This window comes from Solidesulfovibrio aerotolerans (assembly GCF_009856865.1).
GTDB lineage: Bacteria > Desulfobacterota > Desulfovibrionia > Desulfovibrionales > Desulfovibrionaceae > Solidesulfovibrio > Solidesulfovibrio aerotolerans.
The window spans coordinates 38,036-56,706 of record NZ_WVUD01000008.1 but is presented as its reverse complement, the minus strand read 5'-3'; the positions used below and the strand labels follow the sequence as shown (position 1 = coordinate 56,706).

The 18,671-nt window shown below is 66.6% G+C and carries 14 protein-coding genes; 6 read left to right on the top strand and 8 right to left on the bottom strand.

Annotation, left to right across the window (positions count from 1 at the left end; genetic code table 11):
- Positions 1-72: 72 nt before the first annotated feature.
- The 3 genes from hcp to GTA51_RS06795 all read left to right on the top strand — a co-directional run bounded on the left by hcp (position 73) and on the right by GTA51_RS06795 (position 2,911).
- Positions 73-1,689 carry a hydroxylamine reductase gene (gene hcp, locus GTA51_RS06805; RefSeq protein ID WP_160959758.1) on the top strand — a complete coding sequence of 539 codons (1,617 nt, stop codon included), beginning with the start codon at positions 73-75 and terminating at the stop codon, positions 1,687-1,689.
- A 63-nt stretch (positions 1,690-1,752) separates the two neighbouring features.
- The gene (locus tag GTA51_RS06800) at positions 1,753-2,514 is read left to right on the top strand and encodes an ATP-binding protein (RefSeq protein WP_160959756.1); all 762 of its coding nucleotides are present in this window, start codon (positions 1,753-1,755) and stop codon (positions 2,512-2,514) included.
- Between the two features lie 79 nt (positions 2,515-2,593).
- Positions 2,594-2,911 carry a cupin domain-containing protein gene (locus tag GTA51_RS06795; protein ID WP_160959754.1) on the top strand — a complete coding sequence of 106 codons (318 nt, stop codon included), beginning with the start codon at positions 2,594-2,596 and terminating at the stop codon, positions 2,909-2,911.
- Between the two features lie 623 nt (positions 2,912-3,534).
- On the opposite strand, the gene GTA51_RS06790 is transcribed toward GTA51_RS06795, so the two are convergent.
- From GTA51_RS06790 to GTA51_RS06780, 3 genes are all read right to left on the bottom strand, one after another.
- Entirely contained in the window at positions 3,535-5,292 is a 1,758-nt protein-coding gene (locus GTA51_RS06790) for a GGDEF domain-containing protein (RefSeq protein ID WP_160959753.1), read from the bottom strand.
- A gap of 158 nt (positions 5,293-5,450) precedes the next feature.
- The gene (locus GTA51_RS06785; RefSeq protein ID WP_160959751.1) at positions 5,451-6,758 is read right to left on the bottom strand and encodes a DUF1501 domain-containing protein; all 1,308 of its coding nucleotides are present in this window, start codon (positions 6,756-6,758) and stop codon (positions 5,451-5,453) included.
- 76 nt (positions 6,759-6,834) lie between these two features.
- Positions 6,835-8,331, bottom strand: a complete 1,497-nt coding sequence (locus tag GTA51_RS06780; protein ID WP_343039493.1) for a DUF1800 domain-containing protein — start codon at positions 8,329-8,331, stop codon at positions 6,835-6,837.
- A gap of 124 nt (positions 8,332-8,455) precedes the next feature.
- On the opposite strand from GTA51_RS06780, the gene GTA51_RS20580 reads away from it, so the two are divergent.
- Positions 8,456-8,623: a hypothetical protein gene (locus GTA51_RS20580; protein ID WP_170300325.1), complete on the top strand. Its 168-nt coding sequence runs from the start codon at positions 8,456-8,458 to the stop codon at positions 8,621-8,623.
- Between the two features lie 70 nt (positions 8,624-8,693).
- On the opposite strand, the gene GTA51_RS06775 is transcribed toward GTA51_RS20580, so the two are convergent.
- From GTA51_RS06775 to GTA51_RS06765, 3 genes are read right to left on the bottom strand one after another with little or no spacing between them, the layout of a single operon-like run.
- Positions 8,694-9,434, bottom strand: coding sequence for a glycosyltransferase family 2 protein (locus tag GTA51_RS06775; RefSeq protein ID WP_160959748.1), 741 nt, complete (start codon positions 9,432-9,434; stop codon positions 8,694-8,696).
- A 13-nt stretch (positions 9,435-9,447) separates the two neighbouring features.
- The gene (locus tag GTA51_RS06770) at positions 9,448-10,635 is read right to left on the bottom strand and encodes a class II aldolase/adducin family protein (protein WP_160959746.1); all 1,188 of its coding nucleotides are present in this window, start codon (positions 10,633-10,635) and stop codon (positions 9,448-9,450) included.
- Complete coding sequence (locus tag GTA51_RS06765; protein ID WP_160959744.1) at positions 10,623-12,455, bottom strand: aldehyde ferredoxin oxidoreductase C-terminal domain-containing protein; 1,833 nt, start codon at positions 12,453-12,455, stop codon at positions 10,623-10,625. Before GTA51_RS06765 ends, GTA51_RS06770 begins: the two co-directional genes overlap by 13 nt.
- Positions 12,456-12,591: 136 nt before the next feature.
- Here GTA51_RS06765 and GTA51_RS06760 point away from each other — a divergent pair, with 136 nt between their 5' ends.
- Positions 12,592-13,428 (top strand): hypothetical protein, encoded by an 837-nt coding sequence (locus GTA51_RS06760; RefSeq protein WP_160959743.1) that lies wholly within the window; start codon positions 12,592-12,594, stop codon positions 13,426-13,428.
- 39 nt (positions 13,429-13,467) lie between these two features.
- Here the strand turns inward: GTA51_RS06760 and GTA51_RS06755 are convergent, their stop codons facing one another.
- Both GTA51_RS06755 and GTA51_RS06750 read right to left on the bottom strand, forming a co-directional pair.
- Positions 13,468-14,622 (bottom strand): hybrid sensor histidine kinase/response regulator, encoded by a 1,155-nt coding sequence (locus GTA51_RS06755; protein ID WP_246198025.1) that lies wholly within the window; start codon positions 14,620-14,622, stop codon positions 13,468-13,470.
- Between the two features lie 66 nt (positions 14,623-14,688).
- Positions 14,689-15,771, bottom strand: a complete 1,083-nt coding sequence (locus tag GTA51_RS06750) for an HD domain-containing phosphohydrolase (protein ID WP_160959855.1) — start codon at positions 15,769-15,771, stop codon at positions 14,689-14,691.
- 191 nt (positions 15,772-15,962) lie between these two features.
- Between GTA51_RS06750 and GTA51_RS06745 the strand changes: the two genes are divergently transcribed.
- Positions 15,963-18,635 (top strand): HAD-IC family P-type ATPase, encoded by a 2,673-nt coding sequence (locus tag GTA51_RS06745; protein WP_160959739.1) that lies wholly within the window; start codon positions 15,963-15,965, stop codon positions 18,633-18,635.
- The last annotated feature ends 36 nt before the right edge of the window (positions 18,636-18,671 follow it).

Below are 18,671 nucleotides of genomic sequence, written 5' to 3'. Positions count from 1 at the left end.
TCCCGGCCCGGCCCGCGTAGACCGAAATCAACGAAACGCGAATCCGAACCAAACCCAAACGGAGGACGACATATGTTTTGCTACCAGTGCGAACAGACCGCCAAGGGCCTGGGCTGCGACAAACTCGGCGTGTGCGGCAAAAAGCCCGAAGTCTCCGATCTGCAGGATCTGCTCGTCTACGCCCTGACGGGCCTGGGGCAGGCCGCCGTGGCCGCCAAGGCGGAAGGCGTGGCCGTGCCCATGGACACCGGCCGCTTTTTTGCCAAGGCCATGTTCTCGACGCTCACCAACGTCAATTTCGACCCGGCCGATTTTATGCCGCTCATCCTTGAAGCCGTAGCCAAGCGCGACGCCCTGGCCGGTCTGCTCAAGGCCAAGCTGCCCGAAGGTCCGGCCACCTACGTCCCGGCCGCCGATCTGGCCGGTCTGACTGCCCAGGGTGCCAAGCACGGCCTCAAAGACATCCCCGAAGCCAACGACGATATCCGCTCGCTCAAGCACACGCTCATTTTCGGCATCAAGGGCGTTGCCGCCTACGCCGACCATGCCGCCATCCTCGGCCAGGAAGACCCGGCCGTGTACGAATTCCTCTACGACGGCATGGCCGCCACCTTCACCACCGACAAAGACCTCGGTGCCTGGGTCGCCCTGGTTCTCAAGTGCGGCGAAGTCAACCTGCGCGCCATGGAACTCCTGGACGCCGCCAACACCGGTGCCTACGGCCACCCCGTTCCCACCGTCGTGCCGCTGGGCCACAAGGCCGGCAAGGCCATCCTGGTTTCCGGCCATGATTTAAAGGATCTCAAGCAGCTCCTGGAGCAGACCGCCGGCAAGGGCATCAATATCTACACCCACGGCGAAATGCTGCCGGCCCACGGCTATCCGGAGCTCAAAAAGTACCCGCACTTCTACGGCCACTACGGTACCGCCTGGCAGAACCAGCACAAGGAATTCGCCGCCTTCCCCGGCGCCATCCTCATGACCACCAACTGCATCCAGAAGCCGGCCGAGAGCTACCTGGGCAGCATCTTCACCACGGGCCTCGTCGGCTGGCCCGGCGCGGTGCATGTCAAAAACGGCGAGTTCGGCCCGGTCATCGCCAAGGCCCTGGCCATGCCCGGCTTCCCGGCTGACGAGGACAAGGACACGGTCATGACCGGCTTTGCCCATAACGCCGTCATGGGCGTGGCCGGACCGGTCATCGAAGCGGTCAAGGCCGGCAAGATCAAGCACTTCTTCCTGGTGGCCGGCTGCGACGGGGCCAAGCCCGGCCGCAACTACTACACCGAATTTGTGGAGAAGGCCCCGGCCGACACCATCATCCTGACCCTGGCCTGCGGCAAGTTCCGCTTTTTCGACAAAAAGCTCGGCGACATCGGCGGCATCCCGCGCCTGCTCGACATGGGCCAGTGCAACGACGCGTATTCCGCCATCCAGGTGGCTGTGGCCCTGGCCAAGGCCTTCGAGTGCGGCGTCAACGACCTGCCCCTGTCCATGATCCTGTCCTGGTACGAGCAAAAGGCCGTGGCCATCCTGCTGACGCTGCTCCACCTGGGCGTTAAAAACATCCGCCTCGGACCCACTCTGCCGGCCTTTTTAACCCCCAATGTCCTGAACTTCCTGGTGGCCAACTACGATATAAAGGCCATCACCACCCCTGACGAAGACTTAAAGGCCATCCTCGGCTAGAGAGTCTCGCCCACGCAGCGGCCCCGGTGACAGCCGGGGCCGCCCTCCCAGGAAAGAATAGCCATGAAACGAAAGATTATTGAAATAGACGAAGCGCTGTGCAACGGCTGCGGACAGTGCGTCACCGGCTGCGCCGAAGGGGCGCTGGAAATCATTGACGGTGTGGCCAAAATCGTGGCCGACCATTTCTGCGACGGCCTGGGGGCCTGCATCGGCCACTGCCCCACCGGCGCCCTGCAAATCATCGAACGCGACGCCCCGGAATTTGACGAAGAGGCTGTGGAAGAACGGCTGGCCGAAATCAAAAAGGCCGCCAGCCCCTGCGGCTGCATGTCGAGCCGGCCCATGACCATGACGCCCTGCCAGACCGCCAATGCGCCAACAGCCCAGGCGACCCAGAGTGCCGGCAGCGGCTCGGCCCTGGCCTCCTGGCCCATCAAGCTGCGCCTGGTGCCGCCAAACGCCCCGTTTTTGCAAGGCGCAAAGCTGCTCTTGGCCGCCGATTGCGTGCCGCCGGCCTTCCCGGCCTTTCACAGCGCGTTGCTGCCCGGCCGCATTGCGCTCCTGGGCTGCCCCAAATTTGACGATGTGCCAAGCTATGTGGAGAAACTGACAGCGATTATCCAGCAAAACGACATTGTCGATATCACGGTGCTGCAAATGGAAGTGCCCTGCTGCGCCGGCATGTCGCGCCTGGCCGCCCAGGCCATCGCCGCCTCGGGCAAACGCGTGCCCGCCACCCAGGTCGTGGTGACCCGTCGCGGCGAGATCGCCGGCATGGTGCCCCTGCCTACCGGCAACGCGCCCTTGACCACGCTGGGCTAAGCCCGCAACCGAACCGCCCAGCGCATGGCCGGCAGGATGCCCCTGCCGGCCCCTTTGACCGAAAACACGAGGTACGGTCATGACAAAGCACAATATCTTTGACGAAGGCCCGTTTAAGGACACCGGTTACGGCATGCTGTGGCTCCACGATTCCGCCAATTTCCGCATCATCAATTTCAACTTCAAGGCCGGCCAGACCCTGCCCGTCCACTCCCACGACATGGACGGCGAACTGTCCATCGTGATCCTTGAAGGCGAAGGCGAATTCCTCGGCGCGGACAACGCCGCCAGCCCGGCCAAGGCCGGCGATGTGCTGGTCTGCCCCATCAGTACACCCCACGGCATCCGCTCCATAACCGACATGCGCGTGCTGGTGACCATCGCCCCGCCGCCCTAAGCAACACGGTGGAGGGGAAAGACAGAAGAGGCCTCCGGCGGCCGGGGGGGATAATCCCCCCCGGACCCCCTTGATAGAAGAAGTTTTTCAAGAGGCTATCGGTGTAGGCTGGTCCAACGGGCCGGGCCGGACGGCGTCGCGAAAAAATACAGCCGCCTGAAAAAAATTTCCCTCGCCGTACAATTCCAACGGGTTGCAGATTTGCACCGGCTTGCCTTTCTCCAGCTTATGTGAAAAAAGGCGCAAGACAAAGGGCAACTTTTCTTTATACACGTTTTTTACGCGTAGGGGAAGCCGACAACCGCCCTTTACCCACTTTTTTTTCAACGATGCCCGGACGAGACGCGGCGAGACCGCCTGACGCACGTACCGCCAACCACGCGCGCCAGGACAGATTGCCGAAAGTAAAGCCAATGGCGGACGCGAACCCGCCGGCCTCCTGACACGGACCCCAAGCCACAAGGACTTTGGCTCCGGTTTCGCCCCGTCCCGTCCCGGCATCTCCTGGCCGACTCCCCAGAGCACTCAAGGCCACTGTGGCCCATCCGGCCGAACTCTGGCCCACCCCGGCCCACCCCGCCTTGTTGCCGCCGGCCGCATCCCGTTCCAGACAGGCCGCCCTATCACTCGGGACAATCCGGCCCTCCCGGCCGGTCAGTCTCTTCCAGGACCACCCGGTTGCGCCCGCGCTCCTTGCCCCGGTACATGGCCGCATCGGCGCGCCGGACCACGTCTTCCACGCCATCGCCGCACCGGACAACAGCCGCGCCAATAGTCGCCGTGACCGACGCCCGGGCCGGGCCGCAGCGCAGGGACGCCGTTTCGAGGCGTTCCCGAATCCGCTCCAAGAGTTGGCCGGCCCCGTCCAGATCCGTGCCCGGCAGCAGCAGCAAAAATTCCTCACCGCCCCAGCGCGCCACCAGATCGCAGTGCCGCACGCCCTTGGTCATGACCCGGGCCACATCCCGCAGCAGCGCGTCCCCGGCCTCATGCCCGTGGCGGTCATTGACCTGTTTGAAATAATCGATGTCGGCCAGGGCCACGGCAAACCCTTGGCCGTAACGGGAAAAGCGGACCAGGGCGTCCTGGAGCATCTCCTCGGCATGGCGGCGGTTGGGCAGACCGGTCAGGCTGTCGGTGCGCGAGAGCAGTTCCAGATTGCGATTGAGGGCTTCCAGTTCTTCCTTGGCCTCGCCAAGCTGGTCGTTGGCTTCGTGCAATTCCCGGGTGCGTTGCGTGACCCGGGTTTCGAGGGTGGCGTTGAGCGCTGCCAGGGCGGCCTCGGCCCGCCTGCGCCGCAGCCGGTTAAGCACCAGCCCAAGGACAAGAAACGTTTCGGCGACCAGCACGGCGAGGCCGCTTAAAATATATACGCTGTAAGTTTCCCAGAGTGTTGCATTGTGAAAAAGGATGTGGCTGCCCGGCGGCAGGGCGGATTCGGAGATGTTAAAGCGCTTGAGGGCGCGCCAATCGAACACGAAGTCGCTGACAGACGTCGTCAGCGACTCCCCGGACGGCTCGCGGCCGTCCAGGGCATCGAGAATCCACAGCGCCGTACGGCGGCCGAAAAGCTCGAAACTGGCGGCATACCCGCCAACGACCCCGTCGCCAAGCAGATGCCGGGCCACCACAAAAACCGGCGCAACAGCGCGCCCTGTGATCTCTTTGACCACCTGGGCCGGGACATGGACGACCCCGTCGCCGTCCAGGGCAAAGCGAAGATACAATATCGCCGCATCGGCCGGAACGGCGGCAACCTGCTCCAGCAGGGCTGCCTTGGAAAGACCGGAGGTGGGCACACAGGTGACCCGGTCGGCCAAGCCGGCCGCTGCTTTCGCAACTTCGCCAGCCAGCCGCCGCTCTTCTTCGGATGCCCCGAGCACCACCAGCACCGTGCGCGTCTTGGGGCGCAGGGTCAGAATCAGCACAAGATTTTTTACAATATCAGCCGTGGACGTACTCCAGGAAATGGTTTTGAAAACCGATCCGGGGACGCTCCCCTCCCCGCCCCGGTCCTGGGCAATAAAGCACGGCACATCCTTTAATTTTCCGTGGAGATACTGCGTATACAGACCGGTGACGGCCCGGTCCGCAAAGACGGCGTCCGGTGTCCAATGCGTGTATTTCATCTCCAGATACCGCGCCGTTTCGGGAAGATACGACGGCAGGGCCTCAAAGGCGGTCACATTGAGGTATTCCGCCGCCACACGCACGTCAAAACGGTCGCTGGCGCGCAACACTGCCAGCAGCCCCTGGTCGAACTGGGCGATGGCGGGATAGTCTGGATTCAGATTGTGCAGGAGCAGCACGTTCTTACGCGGCAACCCCCAGGAGACGTCCTGGCAGGCGAAAACGACAAGCAGTGCGGCGACGAAGGACATGATCCCCCGCCGCAGCCCAGAGGGAAGACCTCGGGAAGACAGACTGGATCGGCGAACTGTCATACACCGAAAATAGCCGATGCCCGGCGCTACGGCAAGGATGCAGACAGCATACGGTGTTTTACAGAAATACAAGCGTATTTGCGGGCCTCGCTGCCTCAGCCGACAAGCGCGGCCAGACCCGGCGATGGCGCAAAGCCGGGAAACACCTCCCCGACCTTTTTTTCCGGCAGCCCCAGATGGCCCACGGCAACAGCCGCCGCCACATCGCGCCAGTCCGTGCCAACGGCCACATCGCGCCCCCCGGCCAGCCGGTGCCCGGCCAGCCCCGGCCACTCGCCCCAGACGCGCCCGCCGGCAACCGGCCCGCCAAGGACAAGGAGCACCCCGCCCAGGCCATTGTCCGTGCCGCCAAAGGCGTTTTCCCGGGCGCTGCGGCCAAATTCCCCCAGGACCAGAACGACCGTGTCGGCCGCAGCCGGCCCCAGCCCGGCCAGCAGCCCGGCCAAGCCTTGGCCCGCTTCGCGCAGCCGGTCGGCCAGATAGCCCTTGGCCGCGCCCTGGCCGGAGTGGGTGTCAAAGCCGCCAACCGCCACAAACCCCAGGGCCGCATCCCGACGCTGGGCCAGTTCACGGCCGAAACGCTGGCCGAAAGCGGCGAAATGGGGCGTCGGGATGGCCTCGGCGGCGGCCCGGCGCGATTCCTCCAGCAGTTTGGCCAACAGATCCTGACGGGCTTCCCGGCCCACGGCAAAGGCCTTGCCAAGCGCCCCGCCGGCAGCGGCATAGAGCCGGCCGGCCCCTTCAAAAAGCGTTTGGTCCTCAACCGGCAAACCCGGCAGCGACTCCCCCCGGCCCGGAGCGATCATGGTATAGTGCGGCGCGCCGGCATAGACCGGCGAAGAACTGGCCACCAGCATCTGCGACCGCTCGCCGCCAAGGGCCAGGGCCAGCCGGCCCAGCCAGCCCGCTTTGCCGTCCTTGCCCTTGACTTGGCCGGTCGGCGCGCCAGCGGCAAAGTCGGCCAGGGCGGCGGCATGGGTCGCGCCCTGGCCGGGCATGGCGCAGGCCGGGATCACGGCCAGACGTTTCTGGGCATAAAGCGGCGCAAGGCCAGACAAAGCGGGATGGAGCACAAAGCCGTTGCCCAGCTCCAGGCCGCCGCAATCGGGTGCCAGGGCCGTGGTCGGACGCAGGAAGGCATAGAGCGGGTCCGTGACGGGCGCGGCCACGGACAGCCCGTCCGGGCCGCCCTTGAGCAGCACCACTACGAGCTGTTTGCCGGGCCGCCAGGGAGCCTTGGCCGACTCCCGGCCCGGGCCGGCCCCTTGGGCCTTGGCCTTGCCAGAGCGGCCGGCGTTGTCTTCCCGGTCGGACTGCCTGCTTTTGCGCGCCAGGGCCGGCCCCGGGGCTAGGCCTATAAGGCCCAGGCCGGCCAGCCAATGCAGCACGTCTCTTCGTCGCACCTTGCCCCCTGCGCCGCGCTCCTGCGGCTGCACCGCGTGTTCCTGCGGCTGCACCGCGTGTTCTGCGGCTGCGCCGTTAGTACTGCAAAAAATCCGGCGAGGCCAAAATAAGCCCCACCCCGTTGCTGCCGCCGGCCTTCTCCGCCGCCTGGCGCACCGGGGCGGACAGGGTCGGGCCAAGGGTCTCGGCCAGGGCGGCGACCCTGTCCTTTGCCGTCGGCCCCACCCCCCCTAATCCGGGGACGCGCCCGGCGGCCAGATCCCCGGCAAAGCTCACCCGACGCGGCAGGGCTTCGGGCTTTTGCCAAGGTGCTGCCGCCGCCGGATAGCCCTCGGGACCCTCGGCAGCAAAAAGCGGCTGCCCCAGCCCCGCCAGCGCCCCGGCCAGGGCGGCGGTGTCGGTGGGGGGTGCGCCCAAAGCCCGCACGGCGGAAACCGCCTGGCGCAACGGCGACTTGATCCGCCCGCCCCGGTATTTGGCGTCATAGAATTCGGCGCTGGAAAAAAGCGTGCGCAACACTTCGCGGATCTCCCCGCCGGTTTGGCCAAACGTCTCGGCCATGCGGGCGACCAGCCCGGCCGGCGGCTCGTCGGTCAGGAAATACACGGCCAGCTTGCGGCATACGTTTCGGGCCGTGGCCGGATGTTCGGCCAGGATGCGCAGAGCGGCCGCCCCTTCGCCCAGGCCCGTGCCCTTGACCGGCTGGCCCAGCAACACCTTGTCGGCGGGGTCGTGCAGCTCCACGTCGAAATAAAACCCGCCGGTGTCGGAGTCGGCCCGGGCCGCACCCACCCGCCAGCCGGTAAGGATGCGGGCCAGGGCCTGGATGTCGGCCGGCTTTTGCGGGCCGCCCTGGCCCAGCGTCTGAAAATTGATAAGCAAGGTGGCATAACCCAGGTCAAGGGCTTCCTTGGTTGCCGTGCCGCCCTCGCGGTGGACCACGTTTTTCCAGTTGTCCCGGGCAATAAGCATGGCCGGGTGCATGGCCGTGGCGGCCAGCAGATCCAGAAATTTACCTAGGGCATAGGGCCGCACGGCCTCGCGCTCAAAGGAGCCGACCCAGAGGTGGGCCAGCCCTTTTTTGGGGCCGAGGCTGAAGTGCTCGCACCAGAATTCGGTCATGCGTTCGGCCAGTTGGCGCGGCGACAGGATGGCCCGCAGCAGCCGGGCCTTGGCCGCTTCCAGGGCTACCACATCGGCCCGGTCGAAGGTGCGGCGCATGGCATCCGGGGCATTTTTGCCGTCATCGGCCGGGGGACCGTATTCCCGGAAAAGCCGCACGGTGTCCATCTGCTGCGAGGGCAGGCCGGCCAGGGCGCGTTCCAATTCCGGCGGTTCAGGCAGACGCTCGGGTGCCAGCTGGGCAGCGACAAAGGCCTCAAGGCCCATGGCAGCGGCCTGCTCCAGAGTTCCCGGGGCAGGTCCGTAGGTCAGGCGGCCAACGGCCTGGACGATTTTGGGATCGATGGTCGCCTCGCCAGCGAAAGCCGGCGCGGCCCAAAGCAAAAGGAGCGCGGCGGCTATCCAAAAGACGCCGCCGGCCAGGGGCGAAAGGACTCGCTCAAACTGCACGATACCGGCCATTTGGATTAAATGCGCGGCGTTTGGGCAAATGTCAATCCGACGACGTTGCGGGATGGCGGATGCGTTCGCCATAAATCCATGGTAGGGCGCAGGAAACCACGAGGAGGGAATTATGGCCGTTTACGCCAATCAGACCATCATCAAGTACGGTGTGGGCTTCGGCTCGGCACTGGCCATGGCGGTGTCGTTTACGCTCAACAAGTCCATCGCCTGGGCCATCATCCACGGCATCCTGGGCTGGATTTACGTGTTTTACGCCTGGATTTTTAAATCCTACTGAGCAAACCGCGCGAAATCGCCCGCCCCGACTGCCAGGGCACAGGCGCGGCGGGCGAAAGCGATGCAGAACATCAGGCCCCTGGCCGGGGCGAACGCTTGGCCAACAGCCCGAACCGTACAATCCACCACAAGGCAGCCAGCCCGTCGCGCCAGCCGATCTTTTTGCCTTCCTCGTAGGTGCGGCCGTAATACGACACCGGCACTTCGTAGATGCGCGCCCGCAGGCGCGCCACCTTGGCCGTCAGTTCCGGCTCCACGCCAAAACGGTCGCTCTCGATGCGGATGCCCGCCAGGATATCCCGGCGAAAGACCTTGTAGCAGACTTCCATGTCCGACAAGTTGATATTATTTAACATGTTGGAGAGCAGCGTCAGCAGCCGGTTGGCCACGGAATGCCAGAAATAGAGCACCCGATGGGGACCGCCGAGAAAACGCGACCCGTAGACCACATCGGCCTTGCCGGCGGCGATGGGCTGGAGCAGCGCCGGATAGTCTTCGGGATCGTATTCGAGATCAGCGTCCTGAATAAGCACGACATCGCAGGTTGCGGCGGCAAAGCCGGTGCGCAGGGCCGCGCCCTTGCCTTGGTTTTTGGCATGAAAAAGCGTTTTTACCCGGGGATCGCCGGTTAAACTGCGCAGATAATCGCCGCTGCCGTCGGTGGAGGCGTCGTCGATCAGGATGACCTCGGTGGTCTCGGGCCGGGCCAGCACCAGTGCCAGCACCAGTGGCAGGGTATGGGCCTCGTTGTAGACCGGGATGACGACACTGACGGTCAGGGGGCAGGTGGTATCGGTATCAGGGGCATGCATAGCGGGCTCCATATCAGAGGGGGAATGTACCAAGCGCTTGGAAATAGCGGGTCCGGCATAAAGTTTCAATGGCGCAGAGATCAGCCAGGGCGACACCGAAGTCGTCGGCTCCCATGGTAAAAACGCCGTGGCCGCAGACAATGACCCCGCGCCGCCCGCCATCTGCCGCCAGGGCCGGGGGCATGGTGTGGACAAGGCCGCGCGGGCCGCAGCCCACCTCGCCCGGCACGATGGGCACATCGTCCACAAACCGCTCCCGGGGACAGGCCACATGGCAGGCATCCCGCTGGGCGCAGTCTTGCGCCGCGCAATCCATGGACAGGATCACGGCAAAGCGGGGATGGCCGTGCAGGATGGCCCGCCGGCTGTCCAGGCGGACCAGGGCGGTATGCGCTCCCAGTTCGCTGGAGGCGGTCAGCCCCGCGCAGGACGAGCCGTCCAGGGGCACGCAGTCGATACCGCCGACCAGATCATCCAGGGCCGCCCCGGTCTGGCTGATGGCCAGCACGCCGTCAAGGCTATAGGAGATATTGCCGAAAACCGAATCCACCAGCCCCAGTTCCACCGTGGCCCGGCCGGCCTCGGCCATGGCGGCCAGCACGCTCTCCCGGTCGGCAAACGGCCCCCGGGCCAGGGGCGGCACCTCGGTTGGCGGCGGCGGCAGTTTTGCCACGGCCGCAGCAAACGCGGTCCGGGCGGCGGCATCCAGCGTCCCGGCCCGGGCGGCAGCCAGATGATCGGCGAAAAATTTGACGAAACCGGCAAAGGCCACGGACGACACCGTGACAAAGGCCTGCTCGGGCGAAAGCGCCCCGTGGGCCAGAATGCCCACCCCGGGCAGATAGGCCCCTTTGCGCCGGGCCAGGGCGGCGACAACGGCGGCCGGGGTCGCTTCCCCGATGACCGGGATGTCGTGGAAAAAGGTGCGCGTCTCGCAGTCCCGGGGCCGGATGGCCGGGGCTTCCCGGGCGGCCAGAAATTCCAGGATGGTGCGATGCGGCTCGGCCGGCGGAGCCAGGATGACGCAGCCCACACCCAGCCGGTCGATGCAGGCAGCCACAAGGGCCTGATGGGACGACGGGCGGGAAAAGGCCAGATCGTCGTCCAGGCAGGCCACCAGCCCCTGGCCCGGGTCGCACAGCCCGGCCCGGGCCAGCCGGTCGGCCCACTGCCCGGCCAGGGCGGTTGTCAGCGCAGACATGGCAACTCCAGGGCGCTTGCGCGTTCGTCGGTAGGCGCGCCGGTCTCGGTCAGCCCGCGCAAGCGGTAATAACCGGCGCGCGCGGCCAGGAAATCCGGCCGGGACAGGGGGGCCACGTTGATGCCGTCGCCACTGCTGCCGGCCTGGCTAAAAAACAACCCGGGCAGCTGATCGGCAGCGGCATCCATCCCGGCCTGGGCGTTGAGGAGTCGCTCCCGAACCACTGTGCGCTCGCCAAGCCGGGCCAAATCTCCGGCGCAAGTTGGCACCCCGGTCACGGCCGCAACAGCCAAGGCCCATTCTTCCAGCCCGACGGCCAGGGTGCAATACGGACAGCCGCCAAAGGCCCCGGCCGCCGCCACGACGTTTTCACCCAGAAAGACCGCCCGGGCCTTGCCGGCAAAGGTGAAGCGGTCGGTGGCCACCGGCTTTCGCAGCAGCTCATGGGCCAGACACAGCCCGCCCCAGGGGTCGGGGCCGGACGTGCCCACCGCCAGGGACAGGGCCAGCCCGTACGCCCCGCGCGGATCAAAACCCGGGAGCGCAACACCTTTGACGGCCAGGGGCGAGAGCGTAGCACCAGCACCTTCCCGGGCCAGGGCGCTGAGACCGTCCAGGATCATTTCGGGCCTGGGTTCGCGCCCGGCGACTTCGGCGAAAAAGGCCAGGGCGGCGGCCGCGCCCGGCGGGTCCAGGCCCAGATCCAGGCAAATGGTGTTGGCCGCAACCGCCAAATGGGGATCGGCCAGGCCGAGCAGCGCCGTCAGATGGGACAGGGCGTCGTTGTCGGGCAGGACAGCGCCGGTGGCGCTCACCCGGCGGCACGGCACCGGACAGCCGGGGCAGCCCACCGCCCGGGGGGCATAGAGCGCCTCCAGGCGCGGGGCCGACACCTGATCGGCCTGGGCGAAAAAGGTCTGGCGAAAATGGCGCGTGGGCAGCATCCGCCGCCCGGCGGTCAGATCCAGCAGGGCGGCCGGGCCGAAGCGGCCAAAACCGCACGGACCGGCCAAGGCCGGCGAAGCATCGATGAGCCGCAGCATGGCCGCCCGGGCTGCAGCGAGGCCTGCCGGGTCGGCGACCCCGGCCAGCCCGGGCGCGTCGGCCGGGCCGGCCGGGTCGGCGGGACCGGCCAGTTCGGGCACGTCGGCCGAGTCGGCGGTACCGCCTGCCTTTGCCGGGTTGATCACAAAAGCCGGGTGCGGGGCCAAACCGTCCGTCACGACCACGGCCAGCAAATTCTTGGCGGCCAGCAACAAGCCGGAACCGCCCCGGCCCACCGGATGGACGCCGTCGGCCACGGCCATGGCCAAAAGCGAGCCGGACCAGCCCGCCGGTCCGACGGCCACGGCCCCAAGCCAGGGGGCCAGCGCCGCAAAGACCGCCCTGGTGCCCTGCCCGGCCAACGCGCCGGCCGGGATCAGGCGCGCGCCCCGGCCGTCAAGGACCAGAATATTCGGTTGCGCAGCCCGGCCGGTGAGCACCAGCCCGGCCAGACCGGCCCGGGCCAGCCCGTGTCCCAGGCCGCCCGGCACGGCTGCGGTGAGCACCCCGCCGGTGTGGGGGCTACGGCCCACCAATGTGGCAAACGAAGCTCCGGGCAGGCCATAGCCGGCAAGCCCGCCAGGGAAAAGGCACACCGGCGTGGCGGGCGCGTCAAAACGCCCGGCCGCACCGTCCGGCTGGGCGGCCAGAAAACAGGCACCAGCCAGGGAACGCCCGCCGCCGTCAGCGTGTCGCCGGGCCGGCGAAAGCGGCTCCCGGCGACACGCGCCCGTGGCCAGATCGAGAAAAAGGATGTGGGCTGACGGCTGATCCATGGCGTGTCCTTGTGCCTTTTTACCGACTGGCACCGCGCAGCGGGCGCTGCCGCACGGCACGCAAAATAACCACCCTAAAGCCCCGACTTAAAAGGCCGATAAGAGGGGTACGACCACAGACCAACGAGGCACGGCCATGCAGATACCATCCCTGTCCAGCGGCATCAAAAGCCTGCTCACCGCGACCAGCCAGCCTGGGAGCCAGTCCTCTGAGGCCGCTTCCGGGCACGTATCCCTGACCCTTGATACGGGGAGCAGCCAGAAAAAAACGGCGGCCGCCGGCTCTTCCACTTTTTCGCTCACCACCTCCGACGTCTTCGCCGCAGAGGTCATGCGCCGCATCGAAAGCGCCCAAACCCCGGTCACGGCCAGCAATGCCGGGGCGGGGGTCAACATGGAGGCAGCCGGCGATCTCCAGTCCGCCTTGGCCGGTGCCGTGGAAACCGTTCGCGCCAAACACGGCGACGCCGCCGCCACGGCCGTCATGGGCATCGTTATAAAGGGCGTTGGCGACGGGACCGGCGGCGAGGACGCCCTGGGCGACGCCATGGTTTCAGCGCTCAAATTTATTGACCGCAACTTCGGCGTGGCTGCCGGCGACGCGGCCATGGCCAATTTTAACGGGGCGCTCAATACCTCGATCAACGCATTCTACCAGAACGGGCATCTGGAAGAGTTCTACGCCGCTGATGGCTCCGGCGGCCTGGGCAGCGCCATCAAGCAGGCCCAGGGTGTCGTCTCCTCCACCCTGGCCCATGTGACCAAGGCATTTGGCGAAGACGCAGCCAAGGCCGTGGCCGACATTTTAAAGACGGATTTCACAGACACCGGTGCCACCCGTGAGGGCCTGGGCAAGGCGGTCGTGGCGGCCAACGCCTATCTGAGCGAAAACTACGGGGCGTCGCCTTTGGATATCCCGACCCAGGAACAGACGTATCTGCCCAAGGGGACAGTCCTCAGCCTTGCCGTCTAACCGGTGCTGCCTTGCCGGGCCCGCGCCGGGCCGGGAAACCTAAATGCTGCTGTGGACAAGTCCCACCTGCCCCGGATGCGTGCCCGTGGCCCCGGAAACGTCGCCCCGGGGCAGGCTGAGCACAACCCGGGTCTGACCCGTTTCATCGCTGGTCTCCATGGTCACGCAACCACCGTGGGTTTCGGCGATAAGCCGCGCGGAATACGCCCCAAGCCCGGTGCCGCCGATCTTGCCCTCGGTGGCGTACTTCTCAAAAAAATGCTCCCGCACGCCCCAGGGCACCACCCCCGCATTGCTCACGGCAATGGCCGTGGGGTCGCCGGGGTGCACATCCACCGCCACCAGGCCGCCTTGAGGCGAGGCCTCCAGGGCGTTTCGCAGGCAATTGGCCAACATGGTATACAGCAGCAACCGCTCCCCGGACACCAGGGCGATGGTGTCCAGGTCCGGCTCCCGGCCCTGGACCGTCAGACAGCAGCGCAAGGCCCGAGGTCCGGCCAGACCGGCAAATTCCAGAAACAGCCGCCGCAGCATGGCCAGCAGATCCACCGGCTCGGGGGAGAGGCAATAGGTTCCCCGCTCGATCTTGAACAGGTCGAGGGAGAGGTTGATCATGGAAAGCATCTTGTAGCCGTTTTCCTCGATGAGCCGCAAAAACATGGCCTGGGAATCGGACAGGCCGCCGTCGTCGAGGATGATCTGGGGCAGGCCGATGATGCCGGTCAGCGGGCCTTTGAGATCGTGGCGCATGATGCGGTCCACGTCCTCGCGCAGTTGGGCCGCTTCCAGAAGCGCCGCATTGTGCCGGGCCAGGGTCTCCCTGGCCGCCCGCAGTTCCAGATGGTTTTTCACCCGCGCCCGCACCACGGCCCCACTGACCGGTTTCGTGATATAATCCACCGCCCCAAGGGAAAGCCCCCGGGCTTCGTCCTCGGAGGCGTCCCGGGCGGTGACGAAAATAAGCGGGATATCGGCGGTGGCCGGATCGGCTTTGAGCTGGCGGGAGACGTCGTAGCCGTCGAGGTCGGGCATGACCACGTCGAGCAGAATGAGGTCCGGCAACACCGCGCGCGCCAGTTTGAGGGCCTCGGTCCCGCCCGTGGCCACGTGGATGGCATAGTCGTCGGACAGGCACCCGGCCAGCACCCGGATGTTGGCCGGCACGTCATCGACAATGAGGACCGAGGGTCGCATGGGCGGCATCATGATCCGGTTGCGGGGCCTTTGCCCTGCCCCAGGTCGGGTTTGGGCAACGCCGCACTAGCCATCGAGAAATTCCTTTTGGATGGCCTGGACCCGGTCGAAATCGTTAAAAAATTCGTCCAGGATGCGGGGATCGAAGTGTGTTCCCCGACCGGCCCGCATGATATCCAGGGATTTCTCGTTGCTAAAGGCCTCTTTGTAGGGCCGCCGGCTGGTGAGTGCGTCAAACACGTCGGCCACGGCGCAGATGCGCCCGTACAGCGGGATGTCCTCCCCGCAAATGCCCTTGGGATAGCCGGAACCGTCCCATTTCTCGTGGTGGGACATGGCGATGATCTCGCCCACCCGCAGCAGCTCGAAATTGGAATCGCCCAGGATGCGCGCCCCGTAGATGGTGTGGCGCTTCATGATCTCCCACTCATCGGGCGTGAGCTTGGCCGGTTTGAGCAGGATATTGTCGGGAATGCCGATCTTGCCGATGTCGTGCATGGGGCTGGCTTGCAGGATCAGATCCACTTCGGCCTCGGGCAGGCCGAGCCGGGATGCGAGCAGGGCGCAGTAGCGGCTCATGCGCTGGATGTGGTCGGCGGTCTCCTCGTCTTTGAATTCCGCTGCCGAGGCCAGCCGGTGGATGGTTTCCAGGTGGGCCGTCAATATCACGCGCTGGGAATGCTGCACGTTGTCCAGGGCCATTTTCAGCGCCGAAGTGCGCACCGCCACCATCTCTTCCAGCTCGGCCTGGTAGCGCTTCACCTCGTCCTGGGATTCCTTCATCTTGAGCAACGACCCCATGCGCACCCGCAGTTCGGTGAGGTCGATGGGCTTGGAAATAAAATCGTTGGCCCCGGCTTCCACGGCCTTGAGCCGATCCTGCTTGCTGGTCAGAGCCGTGACCATGATGATGGGCACGTCGGAAATGCCCGGCATCTGCCGGATATACTTGGCCACGGTGAAGCCGTCGGTTTCAGGCATCATGACATCGAGCAGCACGAGGTCGATACTCGCATCAAGCAGGGGTTGGGCCTCGGCAAAGGATTCCGTCAGAATCGGTTCGTGGCCGAGATTGCGCAGCAGCCCGCCAATGACCCGGAGATTGATGCGCTCATCGTCTATCGCCAGAATACGTTTGGGCTTGTCCACGCTCACCAACCTTGTCCTTGGTTTTACCCCAGCGGCCTAAACTGCGATCTTAGAGTATCGGTTCCCACAGGGTCAAGCCGTCAACAGCGTTTTGCCGGACCGTCCGGTTGAATTCAGGGCCAATTCCTGGCAAACAGGGTAGGAAGTCAGGCCCGCCGGCTGACCAACCCACCCGAGACGAAGGACGGTTTATGCCCGACGCCCCATCGCTTGAACCTGTTTGGCACGCCCTGACCGACCAGGAAGTCCTGGAGAAGCTGCATACCGACGCCGCAACAGGCCTGTCCGAGGCCGAAGCCGCCCGGCGTCTGGCCCGGTACGGGGCCAACGCCATCGCGTCGCGCCGCGAGGCCGGGCCGCTCTTGCGACTGGTACGCCAGTTTAACCAGCCGCTCATTATCATCCTGCTGGCCGCCGGGGCCGGGGCGGCGCTGCTTGGCGAAACCGTGGACGCCGCCGTCATCCTCGGCGTGGTGCTGGTCAACGCCGTGGCCGGCTATCTCCAGGAAGCCAAGGCCCTGGCCGCCCTGTCGGCCCTCTCCCGCTCCATGATCACCGAGGCCTCAGTGCAACGCGACGGGGTCTGGCTGGTGTTGCCCGCCGAGGGGCTGGTGCCGGGCGACGTCGTGCGGCTGCGCCCCGGCGACAAAGTGCCGGCGGACCTGCGCCTGCTGGCCATCCAGAGCCTGCGCCTGGACGAATCGGCCCTGACCGGCGAATCCGTGCCCGTGGACAAGACGGTCGCCCCCCTGCCCGGGGACACGCTGGCACCTGAGCGCACCAATCTGGCCTTTGCCGCCACGGTCGCCACCTACGGCCAGGGCACGGGGGTGGTTATCGCCACCGGCGACGCCGCCGCCATCGGCCACATCGCGGCCCTGACCGCTGCGGCCGACGAACTCGCCACGCCGCTGACCCGGGCCATCGCCCGCTTTTCCCGTCTGGTCCTGGGCGGCATCCTGATCCTGGCCGGCCTGACCTTTGCCGTGGGCCTGGGCCGGGGCCAGCCGGCCGGCGAAATGTTCATGGCAGCGGTGGCCCTGGCCGTGGGGGCCATTCCCGAGGGCCTGCCCGCCGCCGTCACCGTCATCCTGGCCATCGGCGTCTCGCGCATGGCCGCCCGGCGGGCCGTGGTGCGCCGCCTGCCGGCTGTCGAAACGCTTGGCTCCACCACCGTCATCTGCACCGATAAAACCGGTACCCTGACCCGCAACCGCATGCGCGTGGCCGAAGTGGTCCTGCCCGGCGGCGTCTGGCTGGCCGACCCCACCGGATTTGCCCCGGCCCCGGCCCAAGACGCCTCTGCCGCCGACCGCCCGGCCTTGGAACAGGCCCTGACTGTGGCCGCCCTGTGCAACGATGCCGGGCTGACCGGAGACGGCGACGATTTTACCGGCGATCCCACCGAGGCGGCCCTTTTAACCGCCGCCCGCAGCGCCGGGTTGGACCTCGCCGGCCTCGCCACCCGGCTGCCGCGTCTGTCCGAAACGCCCTTTGCCTCCGAGCACATGTTTATGGCCACACTCCACGACGACGGCGCGCACCGACCGCGACCGCTTTTTTTCAAAGGCTCGGTGGAAGCGGTCCTGTCCCGCTGCGAAGCGGCGGCCGACGCGCCCCTCAACGAGGCGGCTGCCGCGGCCATCCGCCAGACGGCCGAAGACCTGGGCAGCCAAGGGCTGCGGGTGCTGGCCCTGGCGCAAAAGTTCCTGCCCGCCGGCACCCAGACCCTGGACCCGGCCCAGCATGACGGCGGCCTGGCCTTTCTGGGGCTGGTCGGCCTGATCGATCCGCCCCGGCCCGAGGCCATAGCCGCCGTGGCCGCCTGCCGCCGGGCCGGGATCATGGTCAAAATGATCACCGGCGACCACGCCGCCACCGCCGCCGCCATCGGCCGGGCCGTGGGACTGGCCGGGGACGAGCCTGTCCTGACCATGACCGGGCGCGACATCGAGGCCACGCCGCCAGCCGATCTGGCGGCCCGGGCCGCAGCCAGCCACGTCTTTGCCCGGGTCTCGCCCGAACAGAAGCTGCGGCTGGTCAAGGCGCTGCAAAGCCTGGGGCATGTGTGCGCCATGACCGGGGACGGGGTCAACGACGCCCCGGCGCTCAAGCAGGCCGACATCGGCGTGGCCATGGGGGCGGGCGGCACCGAGGCCGCCAAGGAGGCCGGCGACATGGTGCTGGCCGACGACAATTTCGCCACCATCGCCGCGGCGGTGGAGGAAGGACGCGGCGTTTTCGACAACCTCACCAAGTTCATCGTCTGGACCCTGCCCACCAACCTGGGCGAAGGGCTGGTCATTTTGGCAGCCGTGCTCTTTGGCCTGGAGCTGCCCATTTCGCCGGTGCAGATTCTGTGGATCAACATGACCACCGCCGGCAGCCTTGGGCTTATGCTGGCCTTTGAGCCGCGCGAACCGGGCGTCATGCAGCGCCCCCCCCGCGCTCCCGGCCGGCCTATCCTGGACGGCGTCCTGTTGCGCCGCATCCTGGTGGTGGGGGGGCTGCTCTTGGCCGCCGCCTTTGGCCTCTACGCATGGGAAATGGCCCACGGCGCTTCGGTCGCCGCCGCCCGCACCGTGGCTGTGAACGTGTTTGTGGCTGTGGAGGCGCTCTATCTGTTCAACTGCCGCTCCCTGACCCGCCCGGCTCTGGCCCTGCCGCTGGCCGGCAATCCCTGGATTTTGTGGGGCTTGGCCGGGGCTGTGGTGTTGCAGGGCGTCTTTACCTATGTCCCTTTTATGCAGAGCCTTTTCGGCTCGGCGGCCATAACGCCCCAGGCCTGGCTGCGCATCCTCGGGGCGGCGGTTATCGCTTTTGGGGTGGTGGAGGTGCAAAAACGGCTGGAATCACGGCTGTAGGCGTGCCGCGCAGTTGCTTGGCCGGCGGCCCTCGTG

Bases quoted from the DNA above. Each gene is read 5' to 3' on its own strand.
- hcp (WP_160959758.1), top strand. From the start codon at position 73: ATGTTTTGCTACCAGTGCGAACAGACCGCCAAGGGCCTGGGCTGCGAC.
- GTA51_RS06800 (WP_160959756.1), top strand. From the start codon at position 1,753: ATGAAACGAAAGATTATTGAAATAGACGAAGCGCTGTGCAACGGCTGC.
- GTA51_RS06795 (WP_160959754.1), top strand. From the start codon at position 2,594: ATGACAAAGCACAATATCTTTGACGAAGGCCCGTTTAAGGACACCGGT.
- GTA51_RS06790 (WP_160959753.1), bottom strand. From the start codon at position 5,292: ATGTCCTTCGTCGCCGCACTGCTTGTCGTTTTCGCCTGCCAGGACGTC.
- GTA51_RS20580 (WP_170300325.1), top strand. From the start codon at position 8,456: ATGGCCGTTTACGCCAATCAGACCATCATCAAGTACGGTGTGGGCTTC.
- GTA51_RS06775 (WP_160959748.1), bottom strand. From the start codon at position 9,434: ATGCATGCCCCTGATACCGATACCACCTGCCCCCTGACCGTCAGTGTC.
- GTA51_RS06770 (WP_160959746.1), bottom strand. From the start codon at position 10,635: ATGTCTGCGCTGACAACCGCCCTGGCCGGGCAGTGGGCCGACCGGCTG.
- GTA51_RS06765 (WP_160959744.1), bottom strand. From the start codon at position 12,455: ATGGATCAGCCGTCAGCCCACATCCTTTTTCTCGATCTGGCCACGGGC.
- GTA51_RS06760 (WP_160959743.1), top strand. From the start codon at position 12,592: ATGCAGATACCATCCCTGTCCAGCGGCATCAAAAGCCTGCTCACCGCG.
- GTA51_RS06755 (WP_246198025.1), bottom strand. From the start codon at position 14,622: ATGCGACCCTCGGTCCTCATTGTCGATGACGTGCCGGCCAACATCCGG.
- GTA51_RS06745 (WP_160959739.1), top strand. From the start codon at position 15,963: ATGCCCGACGCCCCATCGCTTGAACCTGTTTGGCACGCCCTGACCGAC.